Source organism: Ruegeria sp. AD2(2025) (genome assembly GCF_056542385.1).
In genome coordinates this window covers 72,220-92,806 of the sequence record NZ_JBQFZS010000007.1, presented here as the reverse complement: position 1 = coordinate 92,806, position 20,587 = coordinate 72,220, and the positions used below count along the sequence as shown (strand labels likewise).

Sequence of the window (20,587 nt, the reverse complement as noted above, 5' to 3'; positions counted from 1 at the left end):
CGCCTTTCGGAGTACCACCATGCCCGTTTTCCTCGACACCACCGCGCCCGATTTCGAGCCCGCGTTTCAGGCGCTGCTATCAGCCAAGCGTGAGGACAGCCCCGATGTGGATGCGGTTGTGGCGCAGATCATCGACGATGTGCGGGCGCGCGGCGACGCGGCGGTGATCGAACTGACCGCGAAATTCGACCGGCTGGAGCTGAAGCCCGAAACCATGGCCTTCAGCGCCGATGAGATCGCTGAAGCCGTCGCGCAGGTCACGCCCGAGGACCGCGCCGCACTGGAACTGGCCGCCGACCGCATCCGCGCCTATCACACGCGCCAGATGCCCGAGGATCAGGAATGGACCGACGCCACAGGCGCAACGCTCGGCTGGCGCTGGTCGGCGGTTTCGGCGGCGGGTTTGTATGTGCCGGGTGGTCTGGCCTCCTACCCGTCCTCGGTGCTGATGAACGCGATCCCGGCCAAGGTGGCGGGGGTTGGGCGGCTGGCCATCGTCGTGCCCACGCCGGACGGGCAGGTGAACCCGCTGGTCCTGCTGGCCGCACAACTGGCAGGCGTGGATGAGGTCTATCGCATCGGCGGCGCGCAGGCGATTGCCGCGCTGGCCTATGGCACCGACACCATCGCGCCGGTCGACAAGATCACCGGGCCGGGCAACGCCTTTGTCGCCGCCGCCAAACGCCGGGTGTTCGGCAAGGTGGGCATCGACATGATCGCGGGGCCTTCGGAAATTCTGGTGATCGCCGACAAGGACAATGACCCCGACTGGATCGCGCTGGACCTGCTCAGCCAGGCCGAACATGACGAAAGCGCGCAGTCGATCCTGATCACCGACGACGCCGGTTTTGGGCAAGCCGTTGCGCAGGCGGTTGAAAAACGCCTCGAAACCCTGCAGCGCCATGCCATCGCGGGTGCAAGCTGGCGCGACTTTGGCGCGGTCATCACCGTGCGCAATCTGGACGAGGCCGCCGCCCTGTCGAACCGCATCGCCCCCGAGCACCTCGAGCTTTGCGTGGCCGACCCCGTGGCGCTGAGCCTCAAAACCATCCACGCAGGTGCCATCTTCCTTGGCCAATACACACCCGAAGCCATCGGCGATTATGTCGGCGGCCCCAATCACGTCCTGCCCACGGCCCGCTCGGCACGGTTTTCCTCGGGCCTCAGCGTGATGGATTTCCTCAAACGCACCACACTCAGCCAGATGACGCCGGCAGCCCTGCGCGCCATCGGCCCCGCCGCCGAACAACTGGCGCGCTCGGAAAGCCTTGAGGCACACGGCCTGTCGGTCACAGCGCGCCTGAACCGGCTGAACGACTGACGTGACGCAAAGACTTTGGCACCGTGCGCTTTGGCACGTTGCTCAACGAAATCCGTTGTTATAGGTCTGTGCAGACGCAAGGATTGTGACCGTAAAGATGACCCGCATCTCGCATATCGAACTGGATGACCGAAACCTGCCCCCGCCGACCCCCGAGATCGAGCAGGAGCGAAAGGTCGCCATCTATGACCTGCTGGAAGAGAACACCTTCACGTTGCCCGTGCGCGATGAACGTCCTGCGCCCGAGGGTCCTTATCACGTGCAACTGTCGATCCGCGACAAACGGCTGGTCTTCGACATCGCAACCGAAGCCAGCGAAAAAGCGGCCGAGTTTCACCTGTCGCTGGGTCCCTTTCGTCAGGTGGTCAAAGACTATTTCCAGATCTGCGAGAGCTATTTCAACGCGGTGAAAACCCTGCCGCCCAGCCAGATCGAAACCATCGACATGGCCCGGCGCGGCATCCACAACGAAGGCAGCCGTGTGTTGCAAGAACGGCTGGATGGCAAGGCCGAGATCGACACCGACACCGCCCGCCGCCTGTTCACGCTGATCTGCGTGCTGCATTTCGGGGGCTAACGGGTGAGGCCGCTGCCGCAGTCGGTCCTGTTCTGCTGTGACCATAACTCGGTCCGCTCCCCCATGGCCGAGGGCATCATGAAGAAATTTTATGGCACCGGCACCTATGTGCAATCCGCCGGTGTGCATAACGATCTGGAAATTGACGGGTTCTGCATCGCGGCCTGTCAGGAAATCGACGTGGAACTGTCGCGCCACCGCTCACGTTCTTTCGACGAGATGGAGGAATGGGGCGACGACCTCAGCTCGTTCGACCTGATCGTTGCGCTGTCGCCCGCCAGTCAGCGAAAAGCGCTGGAACTGACGCGGTTTTTTCACCTCGATGTCGATTATTGGCCAATTATGGACCCTACCGGACTGGGCGAGACGCGGGAACAGAAGCTACATCACTACCGTCAGACCCGCGATCAGATCATCTCGCATCTGAAAGACCGCTGGGGTGAACCAACGGAGCGACCATGAACCCGACCGTCAAAACCTATTTCGACGCTTTCAACGCCGGTGATGTCGAGGCGATGCTGGCCTGCCTGTCCGACGACGTGGCCCATCACGTCAACGAAGGCCAGATCCGCGTCGGAAAAGAGAAGTTCGCCGCCTTTTGCGCTCATATGAACCGCTGCTATCGGGAAAACCTGACCGATGTCGTGATCTTCGAGGCGCAGGGCGGTACCCGCGCCGCGGCTGAATTCATCGTCAACGGCACTTATCTGGAAACCGACGAAGGCCTGCCGCCGGCGCACGGCCAGACCTATCGCCTGCCTGCCGGGTCCTTCTTTGACCTCAAGGATGGCAAGATCACCCGCGTGACCACCTTCTACAACCTCGCCGACTGGACCAAACAGGTCTCGAATGGCTGAGATCACCGACGTCCGCCCCCTGACCGGCGCGGCGCTCGGGGCCGCGCTGGATGACGTGGCCCGCCTGCGGATCGCGGTGTTCCGCGACTGGCCCTATCTCTATGATGGCGATCTGGCGTACGAGCGGGACTACCTGCAATCCTACCGTGACAGCGACAAGGCCATCGTCGTTGGCGCGTTTGACGGGGGCAGGCTGGTCGGTGCCTCGACCGGCGCGCCGCTGACCGATCACGCTGATGATTTTGCCGCCGCGTTTGCGGGCAGCCGGCTGGACCTTGGCGATATCTTCTACTGCGCCGAATCCGTCCTGTTGCCGGGCTACCGCGGGCAGGGCGTCGGGCATCTGTTCTTCGACCAGCGCGAGGCACATGCCCGCGCTCTGGGCTTCGCCAAATCTGCCTTCTGCGCCGTGCAGCGCCCCGACGACCACCCGATGCGCCCCACCGACTACCAGCCACTGGACCCGTTCTGGCGCGCCCGCGGCTATGAACCGCTGCCCGGTGTGGTGGCGCAGTTTTCGTGGAAAGATGTGGACGAGACCAGCGAGAGCCAGAAGCCGCTGCAATTCTGGATCAAGGATCTATGACGTCCCACCCCGGGGCCCCGGAAACTTCAAAAGTTTCCGCCCCGATTTCATTCAATGAAATCGCCCCAGCAGCAGCGATGTGATACAGCCCAAAATCATTAACCAGTCCAAAGGCCCGCGCCCATGAAAATCGCAACCGCTGCCTACCCCCTCGACTGGCTCGACAGCTGGGCGCAATACGAGGACAAGCTGGACCGTTGGGTGTCCGACGCGGCAGGGCAGGGGGCCGATCTTCTGGTGCTCCCTGAATACGGCGCGATGGAGGTGTCGACGCTGGACGGCCCGGCGGTGGCAGGTGATCTGGAGCGCTCGATCCGGGCAGTTTCCGAGCGGATGGAAGATGTACAAAACATACATCAGCGCCTCGCAAAGACGTACAAAACATACATTTTGGGCGCATCCGCCCCCGTCATCGACGGATCGGGCCGCCCGGTGAACCGCGCCGCATTCTACGCGCCGGACGGCCGCTTGGACCATCAGGACAAGCAGATCATGACCCGGTTCGAACGCGAAACCTGGGACATCGCCCCCGGCGGTCCGCTGAAACTTTTTGACACCGCACTGGGCAAAATCGGCGTCCTGATCTGCTATGACAGCGAGTTTCCTCTGCTGGGCCGCGCCCTGCAGGACGCCGATCTGATCCTTGTCCCTTCCTGCACCGAGGCGCTGTCGGGTTATTGGCGCGTCCGCATCGGGGCGATGTCCAGAGCGTTGGAAAATCAATGTGTTACGGTTATGGCTTCGCTGGTCGGCAACAATGACTGGTCCGAGGCCGTAGACCAAAACACCGGTACCGGCGGCGTTTTCGGCCCGCCTGACAAGGGCTTTCCACCGACCGGCGTGCTGGCCGAAGGCGCACTGAACCAGCCCGGCTGGACCTATGCCGAGGTCGATCCGGCCGCCATCGCCGCCGTCCGCGCCGACGGCCATGTGCTCAACCGCACCCACTGGGCCGAGCAGACCCCCCGGGTCAATTCAGTCACAATATCCTCCCTTTAGGCGATTCCGCCCTTGAAATAAGGGCGAAATAGGCTCATTTAAGCGCACACCGCCCGCAGATTCTGCAGGTGCAACGTAACTATGGAGACAACATGGCCAAGGAAGATACGCTCGAATTTCCCGGTGTCGTGAAGGAACTCCTGCCTAATGCGACGTTTCGGGTCGAGCTGGAAAACGGCCATGAGATCATCGCACATACGGCAGGCAAGATGCGCAAGAACCGCATCCGTGTTCTGGCCGGCGACAAGGTGCAGGTCGAAATGACCCCCTATGATCTGACCAAGGGTCGGATCAACTATCGCTTTAAATAACGCCTGACACATGGCGTTTATCCTCGGATCGGGCAGCCCAAGGCGGCTGGACCTGCTGGCGCAGCTTGGCGTGCAGCCCGATGCCATCCGTGCCCCCGATATCGATGAAACGCCCCTGAGGGCCGAGCTGCCGGTGCCCTATTGCAACCGCATTACCCGGGCGAAAGTGCAGGCGATTCAGGCAGATAGAGATGATGTCACCCTCTGCGCCGATACCACCGTAGCGTTGGGTCGCCGCATTCTGGGCAAGCCTGCCGATGCGGGCGAGGCGGCGGAATTCCTGCACGCCCTGTCCGGCCGCCGCCACCGGGTCATCACCTCGGTCGCCGTGCGGCGCGGCGACAGGATCCTGCAACGCGACGTGGTCTCGCAGGTCAAGGTCAAGCGCCTGTCGGACCTCGAGATCAACGCCTATCTGGCGACCGGCGACTGGCAGGGCAAGGCCGGGGCCTATGCGATCCAGGGCCCCGCAGGCGCGTTTATTCCCTGGATTTCGGGCTCATTCACCGGCATCGTGGGTCTGCCACTGGCCGAAACGGCCACCCTGCTGCAGGGCATCGGCTATCCTTTGTATCGCGAGGTCACATGAAGGGCCGCACCATCGTTCTGGACCATATCCAAGACCGCGAGGCCGCCGCGCTGATGGTGGATGGCGCGCTTGACGATTTCCTGATCACCACCGACCTGCCGCCCCCCGGCACCATCTATCGCGCCCGCGCGGAACGTCCGGTCAAAGGGCAGGGCGGCATGTTCCTGTCCACCCCTGACGGCCCGGCTTTTCTGAGGCAGGTCAAAGGGTTGTCCCCCGGCGCCATGTTGCTGGTGCAGGTGACGGGCTATGCCGAACCGGGCAAGGCCATACCGGTGACCAACCGCATCCTGTTCAAAAGTCGCTATGCGATTGTCACCCCTGATGCGCCCGGCCTCAACATCTCGCGCAGCATCCGCGACGAGGACCTGCGCGACCGCCTGCTCGAGATCGCCCATGAGGAGATGGAGGGCAGCGCCCATGGCTTGATCCTGCGTTCGTGCTGCCGCGATGCGGACGCCGCCGAGATCGCCGAGGATATCTCCGCCATGCGGGCGCAGGCCGATCAGGTGCTGAACGACGAGGGCACCGGCCCCGAGACCCTCAGCGAAGGCGACGGCCCCCATATCCTGGCCTGGCGCGACTGGACCGACCCGGCCGAGGTGGTAACGGCCCCCGGCGGGTTCGAGGCGCATGGCGTGCTGGACGCGCTCGATGTCGCCCGTGGGATCAGCGAGCCGCTGCCCGGCGGAGGACATCTTTATATTCAGCCGACCCGGGCGCTGGTGGCGGTGGATGTGAATACCGGCTCGGATACCTCTCTGGCGGCAGGAACCCGCGCCAATTTCGCCTGCGCGAAGGCTCTGCCGCGGGCGTTGCGGGTGCGCGGGCTTGCGGGCCAGATCACGCTGGATCTGGCGCCCATGCCCAAGAAAGACCGCCGCGGCTTTGAAGCCGCCCTGCGCGCGGCCTTCAAGGCCGATCCGGACGAGACCGTCCTGGCCGGCTGGACCCCCCTTGGCCATTACGAATTGCAACGCAAACGGGGCCGCATCCCCCTGACGGAGGCGTTGAAATGAGCTGCCCGATCTGCGGCGACAAGACCGTCCGCCCCTTTCGTCCCTTCTGCTCGAAACGCTGCGCGGACATCGATCTGGCCAAATGGCTGAACGGGGCCTACGCGGTTCCGTCGCAGCGCGAAGAGGACGCCGAACCCGACGACCCCAACCCGCCGCGCCCGCACTGAAAAAATCTGAAAAAGCCTCTGGACACCGCCTGTGGCAAGTCATAGAAGGCCTCCACCCGACGGCAAATGCCGTTCCCGTGCCCGGGTAGCTCAGGGGTAGAGCAGTGGATTGAAAATCCTCGTGTCGGTGGTTCGATTCCGCCCCCGGGCACCACTCCTAACCGCAACTATGATCTTTAGCCGTGCGTGCCGCCCGGGCGTCTTGTCAGCGCTCAATACAACAAGTTCAGCATCAGCAGCGACACGATCAGGAACAGCACGGTCATGACGCCGCCTGAGCGGACGAAATCCATCACCTTGTAACCCGCAGGCCCCATGATCAGCGCGTTGACCTGATGGGTAGGAATGACGAAGCTGTTCGAGGTCGATATCGCTACGGTGAGGGCAAACACTGCCGGATTGGCCCCCGCTGCCACGGCGATGGAAACCGCCAGCGGGACCAACAGGACCGTCGCACCGACATTCGACATCACCAGCGAAAAGGCGGTTGCCAGAATGGCCACGCCCGCCTGCAGCGACCAGATTGGCCAGCCGTCCAGCAGAACCATGATCTGCTGTGCAATCCAGGCCGCCGTGCCGGTGTTCTGCACCGCCTGACCCAGCGGGATGAGGCAGGCCAGCAGGAACACCGTGTTCCAGCCGACGGCGCGATAGGCCTCGTCGACGCTGAGGACGCGGGTCAGCATCATGCCCGCAGCCCCGGTCAGCAGGCACAGCGACAGCCGCACATCGGTGAACAGGATCAGCGACAGCGACAGGGCGAAGAACCCAAGCGCCCAGCCGACTTTCTGCGGGCGCAGCTCGTCCTGCGGGAAATCCGAGGTGACGACAACGAAGTCCGGGTCGCGCTTGATCCGCATCAGGTTGTCCCAGCGGGTATGGGCCACCAGCATGTCCCCGGCGTGGAACTCCTCGAGCCCGATCTGGGTCGACTGGTGGGTGTCGGTCTCGACATGGCTCAGGGTTTCCTCGCCGCGGTGAATGGCCAGCAGCGACATGCCGTAGGTCTTGCGGAACAGCAGCTCGCGCGGGCATTTGCCGATCAGCTTGCTGTCGGGGGTCACGACCACCTCGGCGATGCCTGCATTGGTGGCGGCGAATTCCTCGACAAAGACATCCAGGTCGGGCAGCACCGTCAGTCCGAATTTCTGCGCGAATTCCTCGATCACCCAGCGCCGCCCGATGATGGCCAGCCGGCAGGGGGCGGCGATCTCGGCGGTCAGGACCTGCACCATCGAGGTTTTGCCCCGGTAGAAGGTCGAAATGATATACAGGTGATTTTCATGGTTTATGTCGGCCAGAATCTGCCCCACCAGCGGGCTGTCGGCGGGGACGACGACCTCGAACACATCGGCCTTCAGCCCGTAGACCCGCTGCAGATATTCCTGCGTTCCCTGCCCGGTGCCGGTGTTCTCGGACCCGGCATCGCCCGGTAGCACCCATTTGCCCAGCAGCAGGAAATACCCGATCCCGGTCAGGATCAGCGCGGCCCCGATCGGGGTGACGGAAAACAGGCCGAACGGCTTCATCTGCTGGGCCTCGGGCAGGCCGCTATTGGCGGTCTGGATCAGGTCGTTCAGCAGGATCAGAGGGGACGATCCGACCATGGTCATGGTGCCACCCAGAATGGCGCAGAACCCCATCGGCATCAGCAGCCGCGACAGCGGGATGCCCGAGCGTGACGAGATCCGGCTGACAACCGGCAGAAACAGCGCGGCGGCCCCCACGTTTTGCATGAAGGACGAGATCACGCCGACGGTGCCCGAGATGATCGGCAACACACGGTTTTCCGAGGTGCCGCCATATTTCAGGATCACCGCCGCGACCTTGTTCATCAGCCCGGTCTTGTCCAGACCGGCCCCCACAATCATGACCGCGATGATCGAGATGACCGCGTTCGAGGCGAAGCCGTCGAACAGATGCGGGACATCGGCCAGATTTTCCAGCCCCGGCGCATAGCTGAGCAGCCCGACAAGCACCAGAACCAGAATGGCCGACAGATCAATCCGCACGATCTCGGACACGAACAGGAAAACCGTAAACGCCAGCAGCGCGCAGACGACGCCCATCTCGAACGAAAAGGCCAGTTGTTCCAATGCGCCCCCCGGTTGGTCTGCTCAAATGCGTAATTGATATGTCTAGGCGATCACCCCTGATTTGTCATGGATTTTCCGCGCGCTGCCGCCACTGTGTTGTCGTGCGGGGGCGCGGATCAGCGATAATGCTTGTTGCGGGACATCTTGCCGATGCCGGGGTTCAGGCTGTTGGTCGGGTCGACCGATTTGTAGAACGCCGCCAGATCGGGCTTGGCGGGATAGAGGTGTCCGACATTGTGCTCGGCCGGGTATTCGGCCCCGCGGCGATCCAGAATCTCAAGCATCGCGGCCTTCAGCGCCTTTGGGTCGGCACCTTTCTTCACCACATAGTCCTGATGCAGGACGTGGCACATGAAATGGCCGTAATACAGCTTGCTGACCAGTTGATCGGTCAGTTCGGCAGGCAGTTCTTCGAACCAGTCCGCGTCGTTGCGGCGCAGGGCGATGTCCAGCGCGATGATGTCTTCGACCTCATGCGCGTGCACTTTCATATAGCGGATCGCGGCCCCGGCAGCGGCAAAGCGGTGCAGACCGGCGATCTTGGCCTCGCGCGGGTCGCATTCGAAGAAATCCAGCTGTTCGTCATCCACCATCTCGCGCAGCAGGGCGCGCGCCTCGTCAATGCCGCCGTCGCGCATTTTCAGGATCAGGTGGTGGGGATAGCGTTCGCGATAGGCCCGCATCCGTCGGGGCAGAATATCGGGCCAGAAGCGCATGGCGAACTGCATGAACCGGTCGGTGAAATTCGCCAGCCCCGGGATGCTTTCCAGCCGGGCATCCACTGCGCCTTTCAGCGCAAAGAAGGTCGGCAGCCGGTCCGTGCCCAGCTTGTCGATCATCACCATCGTGTCCTTGCCGTAGCGGTCCGAGATGTCGAAGACCTCTTCATGCATGTATTCGGCGCTGACGGGCAGGGTGTTGAAGCCCGACAGGATGCGGCGTCGCAGTTCGGTCAGGGCGCTGGTCTCTTTGGCGCCGATATAGAAGGTGCGCTCGGCATCGTTCTTGGGGTAGGTGTCCAGCCGGACGGCGAAGACGGCGAGCTTTCCGGCGCAACCCGCAGCCTCGTAAAGGCGTGACTTGTCGGCGTTGAAACGCGCGGGCGTATCGGCGTCCACATTGCGCACGCGCCGGGCATAGTCGGTATCTGAGGCTTTGCGGTTGTCGGTCTCGATATCCGCTGCGCTGAAATCGCCGTTCTGCAGGCGGGTCAGGATGTCTTCGGGGCTGTCGCCCAGATTGATCCCCAGATGGTTGACCAGCTCCAGCTGGCCGTCCTGCGTGATGCGGGCATGCAGCGACAATTCGGTATAAGACGGGCCGCGTTCGACCAGCGACCCGCCCGAGTTGTTGCACACCCCGCCCACAACCGAGGCCCCGATGCACGAAGACCCGATCACCGAATGCGGCTGCCGCCCGATCGGGGCCAGCAGCTTTTCCAGTGCAAACAGGGTGCTGCCCGGAAAGCTGATCACCTGCTTTCCGTTATTGATCAGATGCAGATCATCCATCCGCCGCGTATTGATCAGCACCACGTCGCGGTCATAGCGGCCCTTGGGGGTCGAGCCTTCGGTCAGGCCGGTATTGGCGGCTTGCATGATGATGATCTTGTCGGCGGCGACACAGGCCTGCAGCACCTGCCATTGTTCCAGCAGCGTTGCGGGTTGCACCACCGCCAGCGCATCGCCTTCACCCGATCTGAACCCCCGGCGAAACCGCCGGGTGCTGCGGGCCGAGGTCAGCACATGCCGCCGCCCGCAAATGGCCCGAAGACGCTGGATCAGATCGGTGTCGGTCATCGCTCAGCCCTCCGTCAATACGCGACCGAGGGCAGCCACGTGGCCAGTTGCGGCCAGAGGAAGACAAAGAGCAGACCGGTCAGTTGCAGGATCACGAACGGGATGATGCCTTTGTAGATATCGGTCAGCTTGATCTCGGGCGGGCAGACGCCTTTCAGATAGAACAGCGCGAACCCGACCGGAGGTGTCAGGAACGAGGTCTGCAGCGTCACCGCCACAAGGATCACGAACCAGACCAGCGCAGGCTCATCCATGACGCCGAAGCCTTCGATATCCAGACCCAGCCCATTCACGATGGGGCGCATCAGGGGCAGGACGATCAGCGTGATTTCGATCCAGTCCAGCACGAAGCCCAGCAGGAAGACAATGAACAGGATCATGAAGACGGTGCCGTTGGGGCCGAAACCTGTGCCCTGGATCATCTCTTCGATCAGAGCATCGCCGCCCAGTTCGCGCAGGACGTATGAGAATACGGTCGCGCCAAGGAAGATCGCAAAGATATAGGCGGTGGTGTTGAACGTGGCTTTCAGCACGTTCAACAGTTTCGCCAGAGTCAGCTTGCGGTAGCCAAGGGCCAGCAGTGTCGCGCCCAATGCGCCCACGCCCGAGGCTTCGGTCGGTGTGGTCAGGCCCGCAAAGATCGAACCCAGCACCGCCAAGATCAGCGCCAGCGTCGGCAGAACGGCAATCAGCACGTCCTTGACGGCGGCCCAGTCGGGGCGGGTTGCGCCCTCGGGCACGGGGGCCACGTCGCGTTTGATAAGGGCGATCACGAAGATATAGGTCAGGTACAGCGCGCCGATGATCACGCCGGGGAAGACGGCGGCCATGAACAGGTCACCCACCGACAGGGCCATCTGGTCGGCCATGATCACCAGCATGATCGACGGCGGGATCAGGATGCCCAGCGTGCCCGAGGCACTGACCACACCAGCGGCCAGCGAGGGGCTGTATTTCTGCTCCATCATCGAGGGCAGCGACAGCACGCCCAGCAGCACCACCGAGGCTCCGATGATGCCGGTCGAGGCGGCCAGAATGATGCCGATCATCGTCACGGTAATGGCCAGCCCGCCGCGCACCGTGCCGAACAGGCGCTGCATCGAGGTCATCAGACGCTCGGCCACACCGGATTCGTCCAGCATCAGGCCCATGAAGATGAACATCGGCAGGGCGACCAGAACGGCGTTGGACATGGTGGCATAGACCCGGTTCACCACCGCGCCCAGCGTCAGGTAATCCAGACCGGTCAGCGTTTCTTCAAGCCCGGTCCAGTTCATCATGCCGTTGTCGAACAGATAGGCCAGCCCGCAATAGGCCACGCCAACACCCGCCAGCGTCCACGCGACCGGGAAGCCGGTGAACAGCAGCGCGATGAAGGTCAGGAACATGGCGATGACCAGCTTTTCCTCGGTCGTCTCGACCAGAAAGGTCAGCGCGGTTGCCACCACGGCAAAGCCCAGCAGCGCCCAGATGATCAGACGCAGGCCCTTGCCCTGACGTTCTTCGTCCAGATTGGCGAACAGGGCGTGGAAATCGTGGATCAGCCGCGCGCCCGCCGCCAGCGCCAGCAGGATAAAGCTGGCCGGGATCACGCCTTTTAGCGCCCAGCGGGCAGGCAGACCGGTGGGGCTGTCCGAGGATTCATTCACCCGCCAGCTTTCGTAGAAATAGTCATACCCCTGATCGATCATCAGATAGATGAATGGCACCAGCAGGGTGAAGATCCCGATGATCTCGATGATCCGGCGCGCCCGCTGGCTGAGCTGCATGTGCAGCAAATCGACCCGTACATGGCTGTCGGTGACCAGCGCATACGAGATGCCGATCATCGTCACCAGCCCGTAGAAATGCCACTGAATCTCGTCCAGCTTGGGATAGTTCTGGTTCAGCAGATAGCGCATCGCCACTTGCGACACGATGGCGGCCACCAGCAGCAGGTTGGCCCACATGACAACATGGCCGACTGCCTTGACGCCATTGTCGATGGCAACGGCCAGTTTCTGGCGATCGGGTTCGCCATGTTCAAGAAGGCTCTCATAGACTTCAATCGGGTCGTCCTGATGACGCGGGGTCTCGGCCATTGTCTCCTCCTCGAGAGTTAGGCGGTGGGGACGTGAATGCGCCCGGGAGTGTTCGGAAAAGGTCGAAAATCAGAAGGGTCTGAGGGCGGCGGAAGGATGCCGCCCCCAGATCAGCGCAAGGGATCAGATCACTTGCGCGGGAGGAACGCGTTCTCTTTCCACACGGCATAGCCGTCGCGGAATTCGTTCATGTCGGCCAGAACCTTGGCGAAGAATTCGTCGTTGGCAGCCTGCTCGGCGGCAACTTCTTCCCAAGTGGCGCGGAACGTGTCCAGCATCTCGGGCGACCACTGCTTGATCTGAACGCCGTTGTTTTCAACGTTGTCCAGCAGGGCGGCGTGCTGGATCGCTTCGCCTTCGGCAAAGCTGTCGGCCATCGACGCCTTACAGGCGTTTTCGATGATCGCCTTGTGCTGGTCGCTGGCTTCGTTCCAGACGTCCTTGTTGATCATCAGCTCGAACACCGTGGCCTGCTGGTGCCAGCCGGGGAAGTAGTTGTACTTGACCAGCTTGTGGAAGCCCAGACGCGCGTCGATGGCAGGCATCGAGAACTCGGTTGCGTCAATCGCGCCTTTTTCCAGCGCCGGGAAGATCTCACCACCGGGCAGCAGCGAGGTGGCAACACCCAGCTTCTGCATCACTTCACCACCCAGACCGAAGAAGCGCATCTTCAGGCCGTTCAGATCTTCGGGGCTGTTGATTTCGTTGGCGAACCAGCCCGAGGTTTCGGGGGCGATGATCGCGCAGGGGATGACATGGACGTTGAAACCGGCCTGATCATACATCTCCTGATACAGGTTCATGCCGTTGCCGTAGTACAGCCACGCCATGTATTCGCCCGCCTCGGGGCCAAAGGGCACGGCCGAGAACAGCGGCGCGGCCGGGATCTTGCCCGCCCAGTAACCGGCGGTGGTGTAGCCCGAGTTGATCTTGCCCGAGGACACGGCATCCAGAATTTCGAACGGCGGAACCAGCTTGCCGGGCTCATAGACCTTCATCTTCAGCGTGCCGCCGGACATCAGGTCCAGCTGCTCCGCCACGCGCGGGATCGGCGAGCCCAGGCCGGGCAGGGCGGTCGAAAACGCAATCGGGGTTTTCAGCAGCATCTTGTCTGCCGCGTGGGCAACCGGGGCGGCCAGCAACGAGGCTGCAACGGCGAGCGATGTCAGGGTGGTTTTCATAAAGTTCTCCTCCAGGATCTTTGTGGTCGCCGGACCGACAGCCGGAAGGTCCGGCGTGGCGACGATCTGAGAGGTAAATATTTTTTACCATGCGATATAGTCAACAACTTTATTTACCAATTATGGCGATTTGCCCACCCGGTGAGCGCCCGCGTTCTATAGGCGAAAAATGGAGATTTTGGAGCAATTTCTCATATTATTATTGTTTTACAGCGTGATGTAGATTTCCTCCATGTCCGTAGTTCTGGGTATTTTTCCTTGCAAAATGTCGAAGAATTGGTAAATTTTGTGAACAACTAGAAATTTGTGATTTCTGGCACACAGCGGAGCCGACATGAGCAATAACAGCCCTTTTGAGCCCATCGGCCACGAATCAATCGCCGATGCCGTGGTCGAACAGATCGAGACGATGATCGTCGACGGCATCCTCAAGGAAGGCCGCAGATTACCCTCGGAGCGCGACCTGGCCGAGGCGCTGTCCGTCTCGCGCCCCAAGCTGCGCGAGGCGCTGCATATCCTTGAGCAACGGGGGCTGGTTTCGGTGCGCCATGGCGAGGGCACGTTCATCGCCTCGCTGACGGGGCGCGCGATGTCACCGGCGCTGCTGTCGCTTTACGCCCGTCATGGCGACGCGTTCTATGACTATCTCGAATACCGGCGCGAGCAGGAGGGCTTTGCCAGCCGCCTCGCCGCGCAGCGGGCCACGCAATCCGACAAGGAACGGCTGAAAGATATCATCGACCAGATGCAGGCCGCGTGGGAAAACGACGATGCCGAAGCCAGTGAAGAGGCCGATTTTCGCCTTCATGCGGCAGTCGTGGATGCCAGCCAGAACACCACACTGATTCACATGATGGCGTCGGTCTATGATCTGACCCGGCAGGGTGTCTTCTATAACCGCCGGTTCTTGCGCACCATGGATGGTTCGGGCGCGTTGCTGCTTGCGCAGCACAAGGATATCGCGCAGGCCATTTTGGTCGGGGAACCCGAGCAGGCCGAAATCGCCGCCCGCGCACATATGGATTTCGTCGAAAACTCGTTCCGCAAAGGGCAAGAGCAGCAGGCCCGCGAAGTTCGCGCCTCGAAACGGCGACTGCTTTCGATCTGACCCTCTGGGGCGGGCTCAGTCCGGGTGATCCGCCCGAAACAGCGCCCAGGCGTCCTGCGTCGTGCCATCGGGCTTGGTGCACATGCCCACCTGACCCTGATCCGCATCCTCGATCCGATAGCTGCCACCGATCTCGATGCAATAGGTCGCGGCCGGGTTCGCGAGCCTGACAAAGCTGTCGCTTTTCTGATCGGCGTGGTTTTTGCGGTAATAGGTCCAGGCATCCATGCTGGTGCCATCGGGCAGCTGGCAGATACCGGTCTGCCCGTCCGCCCCGTCGCGGATGCCATAAAGCCCACCCTGCGCGATGCAATAGGTCGCCGCCGGATTGGCAAGGCCGGTATTGGCCAGAGCGTCAGCCGGGCTCAGCATGACAAAGGCAAGTGCCGCAGCCGGGCCAGAGACGTTCGGTAGCAGTTTCATCATATCCTCCTCGCAGATGCGCCCCGGCGCCGGTCAGAGCTGTTCCACCTTGATCGACTCGCCAGGATAAAAGGCCAGATGGTCCTTGATCTCGGCCACGGCGTCGATCGGGCTTTCATAGCTCCACGCGGCGTTTTCGCTGACCGAGGATCTGTTCACGATGGAAAAATGCGCCGCATCCCCCTTGCCCGGACAATGGGTGGTCTTGTCCGTCCGGTCCAGAAAGGCCATGGCGATATCGGCGCGCGGGAAGTAGATCACCGGGTCCTTGCCGCTTTCCAGCAGTTCCAGCGCATTGCTGGTCTCGCCCAGAATGGCCCCGCCCGACCGGACGCTCCATTTGCCGGCTGCCTTGCGGATCGTGATCTGATTGGTCATGTCTGCTCCTTCCCCTCGTCCTGTGCGGGCATCCTCTTTGCCCGGCCTGTGTAACAGCGCGGTGTCAGACCGGCGCGGTTGCGGCATCCAACCACAGTTGAGCGTCTTCGCCCAGCCTTGGCCGGATTTTTTCCGCAACGTCGCGGTGATAGGCGTTCAGCCAGGCGCGTTCTTCGCGGGTCAGCATGTCGACGACGATCAGGCGGCGGTCGACGGGCACATAGGTCAGCGTGCGCCAGTTCAGCATCGCGCGCTCGGCGTCGCCGCCGGGCAGGGCAGGGGCCTCTTCCACCACAACCAGATTTTCCAGACGGATGCCAAAGGCCCCTTCGCGATAATATCCCGGCTCGTTCGACAGGATCATGCCCGGCTCCAGCGGTACATGACTGACCCGCGACAGGCGCTGCGGGCCTTCATGCACGCTCAGATAGGTGCCGACACCATGGCCGACGCCGTGGTTGAAATCCTGCCCCGCCAGCCACAGCGGCAGCCGCGCGACGCATTCGATATCGCGCCCGGCCATGCCGACCGGCCAGCGCAGCATCGACATGGCGATCATGCCTTTCAGCACACGCGTGAAACAGGCTTTCTCCTCGTCACCAACCTCGCCGATGGCAATGGTCCGGGTGATGTCGGTGGTGCCATCCAGATATTGCCCACCACTATCCAGCACCAGCAGATGACCGTTCTCCAGCCGGCTGTCGGTCTCGTCGGTGACGCGATAATGCATGATCGCCCCGTTCGGTCCGGTCCCCGCGATGGTATCGAACGAGATATCCTGCAGCGCATTGTCCCGGCGGCGGCTTTCCTCAAGCCGGGTCACCACCTGCGTCTCGGTCAGGCTGCCCGCGGCCTGCGCATCCAGCCAACACAGCAGCTCGACCACGGCGGCCCCGTCGCGCAGATGCGCCTCGGCGCTGCCCGCGATCTCGGCGGGGTTCTTGCAGGCCTTGGGCAGGGCACAAGGATCACCGCCCTCGGCAAGCCGGTCCCCAAGCGCATCGGCCACGATCTGCGGCAGGGTGCCCGGATCGACCTGCACGCGGCCCGCCAGCGCTTCGACCGCGGCCAGAAACGCCTCGGGCGGGTGCACCGTGACCCGGTCGCCCAGATGATCGGCCACCTCGGCCAGCTTGGCGGCGGCCATGAACAGATCCACCCGACCGTCGCCGTGCAGAATGGCAAACCCATGCGCCACCGGGTTGTACCCGATATCCGAGCCGCGAATGTTCAACAGCCACATGATCGAATCCGGCAGCGTGATCACCGCCGCCGCACATCCCGACGCCCGCAGCCCCTCGGCCAGCCGGTCCATCTTGCTGTCGGCGCTTTCGCCCGCAAACTCGATCGGATGCGCCTTGACCGGGTTCGTCGGCGGCGCGGGCTGGTCGGGCCAGACCCGATCCACCAGATTGTCACACCGCACCAGCTCGATGCCGCTGCCCTGCAGATCCTTCTGCGCGCCCGAAATCTGCCCCGCCGCATGCAGCCACGGGTCAAACCCGACCTTGCCGCCGTCGGGCAGCTGTTCCTTCAGCCACGCGCTCAGGCTGACATCGGGCCACGGCACCGGCGTGAATTCCCCGGCCACCTGCGCCTTGACCTGCGTGCGATAACGCCCGTCAATGAACACACCCGCCACATCGCGCAGCGCCGCACAAAACCCCGCTGACCCGGTAAACCCGGTCAGCCACGCCAACCGCTCATCCCGGGGCGCCACATATTCCCCCTGATGCGCATCCGCCCGCGGGATCAGAAACCCGTCCAGCCCGGCGCGCGCCATCTCCTCCCGCAGCGCCGCCAGCCGCGGAGGGCCCTGTTCCGGACGTGCGGTCACTTCAAAGCTCTGGAACATATCACACCTCATTCAGCCAGAGGCCCGCGCCCCTTCATCTTTTCAAAAATACGCCCGCCGGAGGCAAGGCCAGCCCTAGCTGGCCTTTTTGATCCCCATCACCCGCGCCCGTGCGCGGGGGTCGCTGTCAAACAGCGCGGCCAGCTGTTCGGTCATCGCACCGGCCAGTTGTTCGACATCGGTGATCGTCACGGCCCGGTCGTAATAGCGGGTCACGTCATGCCCGATCCCGATGGCCAGCAACTCGACGATCTTGCGCTTTTCCACCATCGCGATCACATCACGCAGATGCTTTTCCAGGTAATTCGCCGGGTTCACGCTCAGCGTTGAATCATCGACCGGCGCACCATCCGAAATCACCATCAGGATCTTGCGCGCCTCGCGCCGGGCCAGCATCCGCCGATGTGCCCATTCCAGCGCCTCGCCGTCGATGTTTTCCTTCAGCAGGCCCTCTTTCATCATCAGGCCCAGATTGTCGCGCGACCGCCGCCAGGGCGCATCGGCCCCCTTATAGATGATGTGACGCAGATCGTTCAGCCGCCCGGGCTGCTGCGGACGGCCATCGTTCAGCCACGCCTCGCGCGCCTGCCCGCCCTTCCACGCGCGGGTGGTAAAGCCTAAAATCTCGACCTTCACATTGCACCGTTCCAACGTCCGCGCCAGAACATCGGCGCAAATCGCCGCGATCGAGATCGGACGCCCCCGCATCGACCCCGAATTGTCCAAAAGCAGCGTCACCACCGTATCGCGGAACTCGGTATCCTTTTCGACCTTGAAGCTCAGCGGCGTGGTGGGGTTGGCGACAACCCGCGCCAGACGACCGGCGTCCAGAATGCCTTCCTCGCGGTCGAACTCCCAACTGCGGTTCTGCTGCGCCTGCAACCGGCGCTGCAGCTTGTTGGCCAGACGGCTGACGGCCCCCTTCAGCGGCTCAAGCTGCTGATCCAGATAGGCCCGCAACCGTTCCAACTCGGCCGGTTCCGCCAGATCCTCGGCGGCGATCTCCTCGTCATAGGTGTTCAGATACACCTTGTAATCCGGATCAGCCTCGGACGCAGGCTGCGGCGCGGGCGGCTCTAACGGAGCCTCCCCTTCCGGCATCTCCGTCTCCTCGCCCATCTCATCCTCGGCCATCTCGTCCATCGAGACCTGGGCCTGCGCCTGATCCTGCTGTTCTTCCTGCGTCTGTTCGGGGTTGGCGTCTGCGTCCTGTTCGTCCTGATCATCCTGCCCGGTGCTGTCGGGATCGGGTTGCTCCTCGGCGTCTTCCTCGGCCTGATCTTCCTGCTCGTCATCCAGCTCATCGGGGTCATCGCCCAGCTGGTCGCCATAGCCCAGATCCTTGATCATCTGCCGCGCAAACCGGGCAAACGCGGCCTGATCCGACAGGATCTCGTCCAGATTTTCCAGCGTCCCGCCAGCCTGCTCCTCGATGAAGCCGCGCCACAGGTTCATGACATTGTCCGCCGCCGCAGGCAGCGCGCGCCCGGTGGCCAGATGCCGGATCAGATAACCCGCTGCCGCCGACAAAGGCGCATCCGCAGGCTGCTTGCACTGATCATAACCCCGCCGGACCGCCTCATGCCCGATCTTGACGTCGATATTGCTGGCGGTGCCGGGCATATCGCGCGCACCCATCGCCTCGCAGCGGGCCACTTCCATCGCCTCATACAAATCCCGCGCCATATCTCCGGGCGGGGCATAGCGCGCATGAGTGGCATCATCATGATACCGGCGCTGCAAGGCCAAGGCATCCGCCGTCCCGCGCGCCAACAAAACCTCGTCCCGAGTCATCCGGCGGCTGACCTGCGGCAGCCGCATGGATTCCCCCGACAGACCCGAAGGATCAACGGTATAAGAAACACTCAGCTCGGGATCATCGGCCATGACCCGCGTGGCGTCGGCCAGAGCCTTCTTAAATGGATCAGCAGGGTTGTCGTTTTTCTGAGCCATGTCCCAACGCCCTTCCTCAACAAGCGATCCGGCACCTCACCGTGAAACCGGATCCCCCTTCATCTGGCCATAAATATCCCCGCCGGAGGCATTGCGCCCGGCACGGGCGCAAATCAGGGCTTAACCCAAGCTTGCATTCGCAGCACTTTCCGGCAGTTCCTCGTCGAAACACCGCTGATAGAACTCGGCCACGGTCTGACGCTCCAGCTCGTCGCACTTGTTCAGGAACGACAGGCGGAACGCATAGCCCACATCGCGGAAAATCTCGGCATTCTGGGCCCAGTTGATCACGGTCCGCGGGCTCATCACCGTCGACAGGTCGCCATTCATGAAGGCCGTCCGGGTCAGATCGGCCACGGTGACCATCTGGCTGACGGTCTTGCGGCCTTTCTCGGTGTTGTAATGCGGTGCTTTCGACAGCACGATCATCGTCTCGGCATCATGGCTGAGGTAGTTCAGCGTCGAAACCAGCGACCACCGGTCCATCTGCGCCTGGTTGATCTGCTGGGTGCCGTGGTACAGGCCGGTCGTATCGCCCAGACCCACGGTGTTCGCGGTGGCGAACAGGCGGAAATGGGGGTGCGGGGTGATGATCTCGTTCTGATCCAGCAGGGTCAGCTTGCCGTCATGCTCCAGCACGCGCTGGATCACGAACATCACATCCGCCCGGCCCGCATCATATTCGTCGAACACGATGGCCACGGGGTTGCGCAGCGCCCAGGGCAGAATGCCCTCGTGGAATTCAGTCACCTGCTTGCCGTCGCGCAGCTTGATCGCGTCTTTGCCGATCAGGTCGATCCGGCTGATATGGCTGTCGAGATTCACACGCACCGCAGGCCAGTTCAGTCGCGCGGCGACCTGTTCGATATGGGTCGATTTCCCGGTGCCGTGATAGCCCTGGATCATCACCCGGCGGTTATGGGTGAACCCGGCCAGAATCGCCAGCGTGGTCTCGGGGTCGAACTTATAGGTGTGATCGATCACCGGCACCCGGTCGCTGCGCTCGGCAAAGCCCTTGACCGCCATGTCGCTGTCAATGCCGAACACCTCACGGACCGAGATATCCTCGGTGGGTTTTGCGTTGATGTCGATCGATCCGTCCGCCATGCGCCTAGTCCTTATCCTTTGGCCCGCTCACCGGGTCTGAACCCGTGTGTGGTGCAACATATTGCGGGCAAGGGCAAGGGAAAGAGGGCTTGTTTGGTGCCCCTCAAGACACCGAAAGCTCAGATCTACCCCAAGGCGATTCTGGGCGGCCAATAACAACTGCCAGACGGGAGAGAACCA

Annotated in this window: 20 protein-coding genes and 1 tRNA gene; 12 read left to right on the top strand and 9 right to left on the bottom strand. The window is 62.6% G+C overall.

Annotation, left to right across the window (positions count from 1 at the left end):
• Positions 1-19: 19 nt before the first annotated feature.
• The 11 genes from hisD (at position 20) to ACR1XV_RS14920 (ending at position 6,580) form a co-directional block, all read left to right on the top strand.
• A complete protein-coding gene (gene hisD / locus ACR1XV_RS14970; protein WP_480532700.1) occupies positions 20-1,321 on the top strand; it encodes a histidinol dehydrogenase in 1,302 nt (433 codons plus the stop codon).
• A 97-nt stretch (positions 1,322-1,418) separates the two neighbouring features.
• Positions 1,419-1,898 carry a UPF0262 family protein gene (locus tag ACR1XV_RS14965; RefSeq protein ID WP_480532698.1) on the top strand — a complete coding sequence of 160 codons (480 nt, stop codon included), beginning with the start codon at positions 1,419-1,421 and terminating at the stop codon, positions 1,896-1,898.
• A gap of 3 nt (positions 1,899-1,901) precedes the next feature.
• Positions 1,902-2,360, top strand: coding sequence for an arsenate-mycothiol transferase ArsC (locus tag ACR1XV_RS14960; protein ID WP_480532696.1), 459 nt, complete (start codon positions 1,902-1,904; stop codon positions 2,358-2,360).
• Complete coding sequence (locus ACR1XV_RS14955) at positions 2,357-2,755, top strand: ketosteroid isomerase-related protein (RefSeq protein ID WP_480532694.1); 399 nt, start codon at positions 2,357-2,359, stop codon at positions 2,753-2,755. The genes ACR1XV_RS14960 and ACR1XV_RS14955 overlap by 4 nt, the downstream gene beginning before the upstream one ends.
• Positions 2,748-3,341 (top strand): GNAT family N-acetyltransferase, encoded by a 594-nt coding sequence (locus tag ACR1XV_RS14950; RefSeq protein ID WP_480532692.1) that lies wholly within the window; start codon positions 2,748-2,750, stop codon positions 3,339-3,341. The genes ACR1XV_RS14955 and ACR1XV_RS14950 overlap by 8 nt, the downstream gene beginning before the upstream one ends.
• A gap of 123 nt (positions 3,342-3,464) precedes the next feature.
• Complete coding sequence (locus ACR1XV_RS14945; RefSeq protein ID WP_480532690.1) at positions 3,465-4,340, top strand: carbon-nitrogen hydrolase family protein; 876 nt, start codon at positions 3,465-3,467, stop codon at positions 4,338-4,340.
• Between the two features lie 92 nt (positions 4,341-4,432).
• Positions 4,433-4,651 carry a translation initiation factor IF-1 gene (gene infA / locus ACR1XV_RS14940; RefSeq protein WP_005978431.1) on the top strand — a complete coding sequence of 73 codons (219 nt, stop codon included), beginning with the start codon at positions 4,433-4,435 and terminating at the stop codon, positions 4,649-4,651.
• Between the two features lie 10 nt (positions 4,652-4,661).
• Complete coding sequence (locus ACR1XV_RS14935) at positions 4,662-5,240, top strand: Maf family protein (protein WP_480532688.1); 579 nt, start codon at positions 4,662-4,664, stop codon at positions 5,238-5,240.
• Positions 5,237-6,259, top strand: a complete 1,023-nt coding sequence (locus ACR1XV_RS14930) for a ribonuclease E/G (protein WP_480532686.1) — start codon at positions 5,237-5,239, stop codon at positions 6,257-6,259. Before ACR1XV_RS14935 ends, ACR1XV_RS14930 begins: the two co-directional genes overlap by 4 nt.
• Positions 6,256-6,426, top strand: a complete 171-nt coding sequence (locus ACR1XV_RS14925) for a DNA gyrase inhibitor YacG (RefSeq protein WP_480532684.1) — start codon at positions 6,256-6,258, stop codon at positions 6,424-6,426. Before ACR1XV_RS14930 ends, ACR1XV_RS14925 begins: the two co-directional genes overlap by 4 nt.
• 79 nt (positions 6,427-6,505) lie before the next feature.
• Positions 6,506-6,580: transfer RNA gene (locus ACR1XV_RS14920), tRNA-Phe, on the top strand.
• 58 nt (positions 6,581-6,638) lie between these two features.
• Here ACR1XV_RS14920 and ACR1XV_RS14915 read toward each other — a convergent pair.
• From ACR1XV_RS14915 to ACR1XV_RS14900, 4 genes are all read right to left on the bottom strand, one after another.
• On the bottom strand, positions 6,639-8,495 hold the full coding sequence (locus ACR1XV_RS14915) for an SLC13 family permease (protein WP_480532874.1): 1,857 nt from the start codon (positions 8,493-8,495) through the stop codon (positions 6,639-6,641).
• A 143-nt stretch (positions 8,496-8,638) separates the two neighbouring features.
• Positions 8,639-10,321 (bottom strand): D-lactate dehydrogenase, encoded by a 1,683-nt coding sequence (gene dld, locus ACR1XV_RS14910; RefSeq protein ID WP_480532682.1) that lies wholly within the window; start codon positions 10,319-10,321, stop codon positions 8,639-8,641.
• A 14-nt stretch (positions 10,322-10,335) separates the two neighbouring features.
• Positions 10,336-12,402 carry a TRAP transporter large permease subunit gene (locus ACR1XV_RS14905; RefSeq protein WP_480532680.1) on the bottom strand — a complete coding sequence of 689 codons (2,067 nt, stop codon included), beginning with the start codon at positions 12,400-12,402 and terminating at the stop codon, positions 10,336-10,338.
• A gap of 128 nt (positions 12,403-12,530) precedes the next feature.
• Entirely contained in the window at positions 12,531-13,583 is a 1,053-nt protein-coding gene (locus tag ACR1XV_RS14900) for a TRAP transporter substrate-binding protein (RefSeq protein ID WP_480532678.1), read from the bottom strand.
• A gap of 334 nt (positions 13,584-13,917) precedes the next feature.
• On the opposite strand from ACR1XV_RS14900, the gene ACR1XV_RS14895 reads away from it, so the two are divergent.
• Positions 13,918-14,691 carry a FadR/GntR family transcriptional regulator gene (locus ACR1XV_RS14895; protein ID WP_480532676.1) on the top strand — a complete coding sequence of 258 codons (774 nt, stop codon included), beginning with the start codon at positions 13,918-13,920 and terminating at the stop codon, positions 14,689-14,691.
• A gap of 15 nt (positions 14,692-14,706) precedes the next feature.
• On the opposite strand, the gene ACR1XV_RS14890 is transcribed toward ACR1XV_RS14895, so the two are convergent.
• The 5 genes from ACR1XV_RS14890 to cobS form a co-directional block, all read right to left on the bottom strand.
• Positions 14,707-15,114 (bottom strand): DUF333 domain-containing protein, encoded by a 408-nt coding sequence (locus tag ACR1XV_RS14890; RefSeq protein ID WP_480532674.1) that lies wholly within the window; start codon positions 15,112-15,114, stop codon positions 14,707-14,709.
• A 33-nt stretch (positions 15,115-15,147) separates the two neighbouring features.
• On the bottom strand, positions 15,148-15,492 hold the full coding sequence (locus tag ACR1XV_RS14885) for a DUF427 domain-containing protein (RefSeq protein WP_480532672.1): 345 nt from the start codon (positions 15,490-15,492) through the stop codon (positions 15,148-15,150).
• A 64-nt stretch (positions 15,493-15,556) separates the two neighbouring features.
• Positions 15,557-17,347, bottom strand: coding sequence for an aminopeptidase P family protein (locus ACR1XV_RS14880; RefSeq protein WP_480532670.1), 1,791 nt, complete (start codon positions 17,345-17,347; stop codon positions 15,557-15,559).
• 75 nt (positions 17,348-17,422) lie between these two features.
• Entirely contained in the window at positions 17,423-19,300 is a 1,878-nt protein-coding gene (gene cobT, locus ACR1XV_RS14875) for a cobaltochelatase subunit CobT (protein ID WP_480532668.1), read from the bottom strand.
• Positions 19,301-19,420: 120 nt separating this feature from the next.
• Complete coding sequence (gene cobS / locus ACR1XV_RS14870) at positions 19,421-20,407, bottom strand: cobaltochelatase subunit CobS (RefSeq protein WP_480532666.1); 987 nt, start codon at positions 20,405-20,407, stop codon at positions 19,421-19,423.
• Positions 20,408-20,587: the final 180 nt, after the last annotated feature.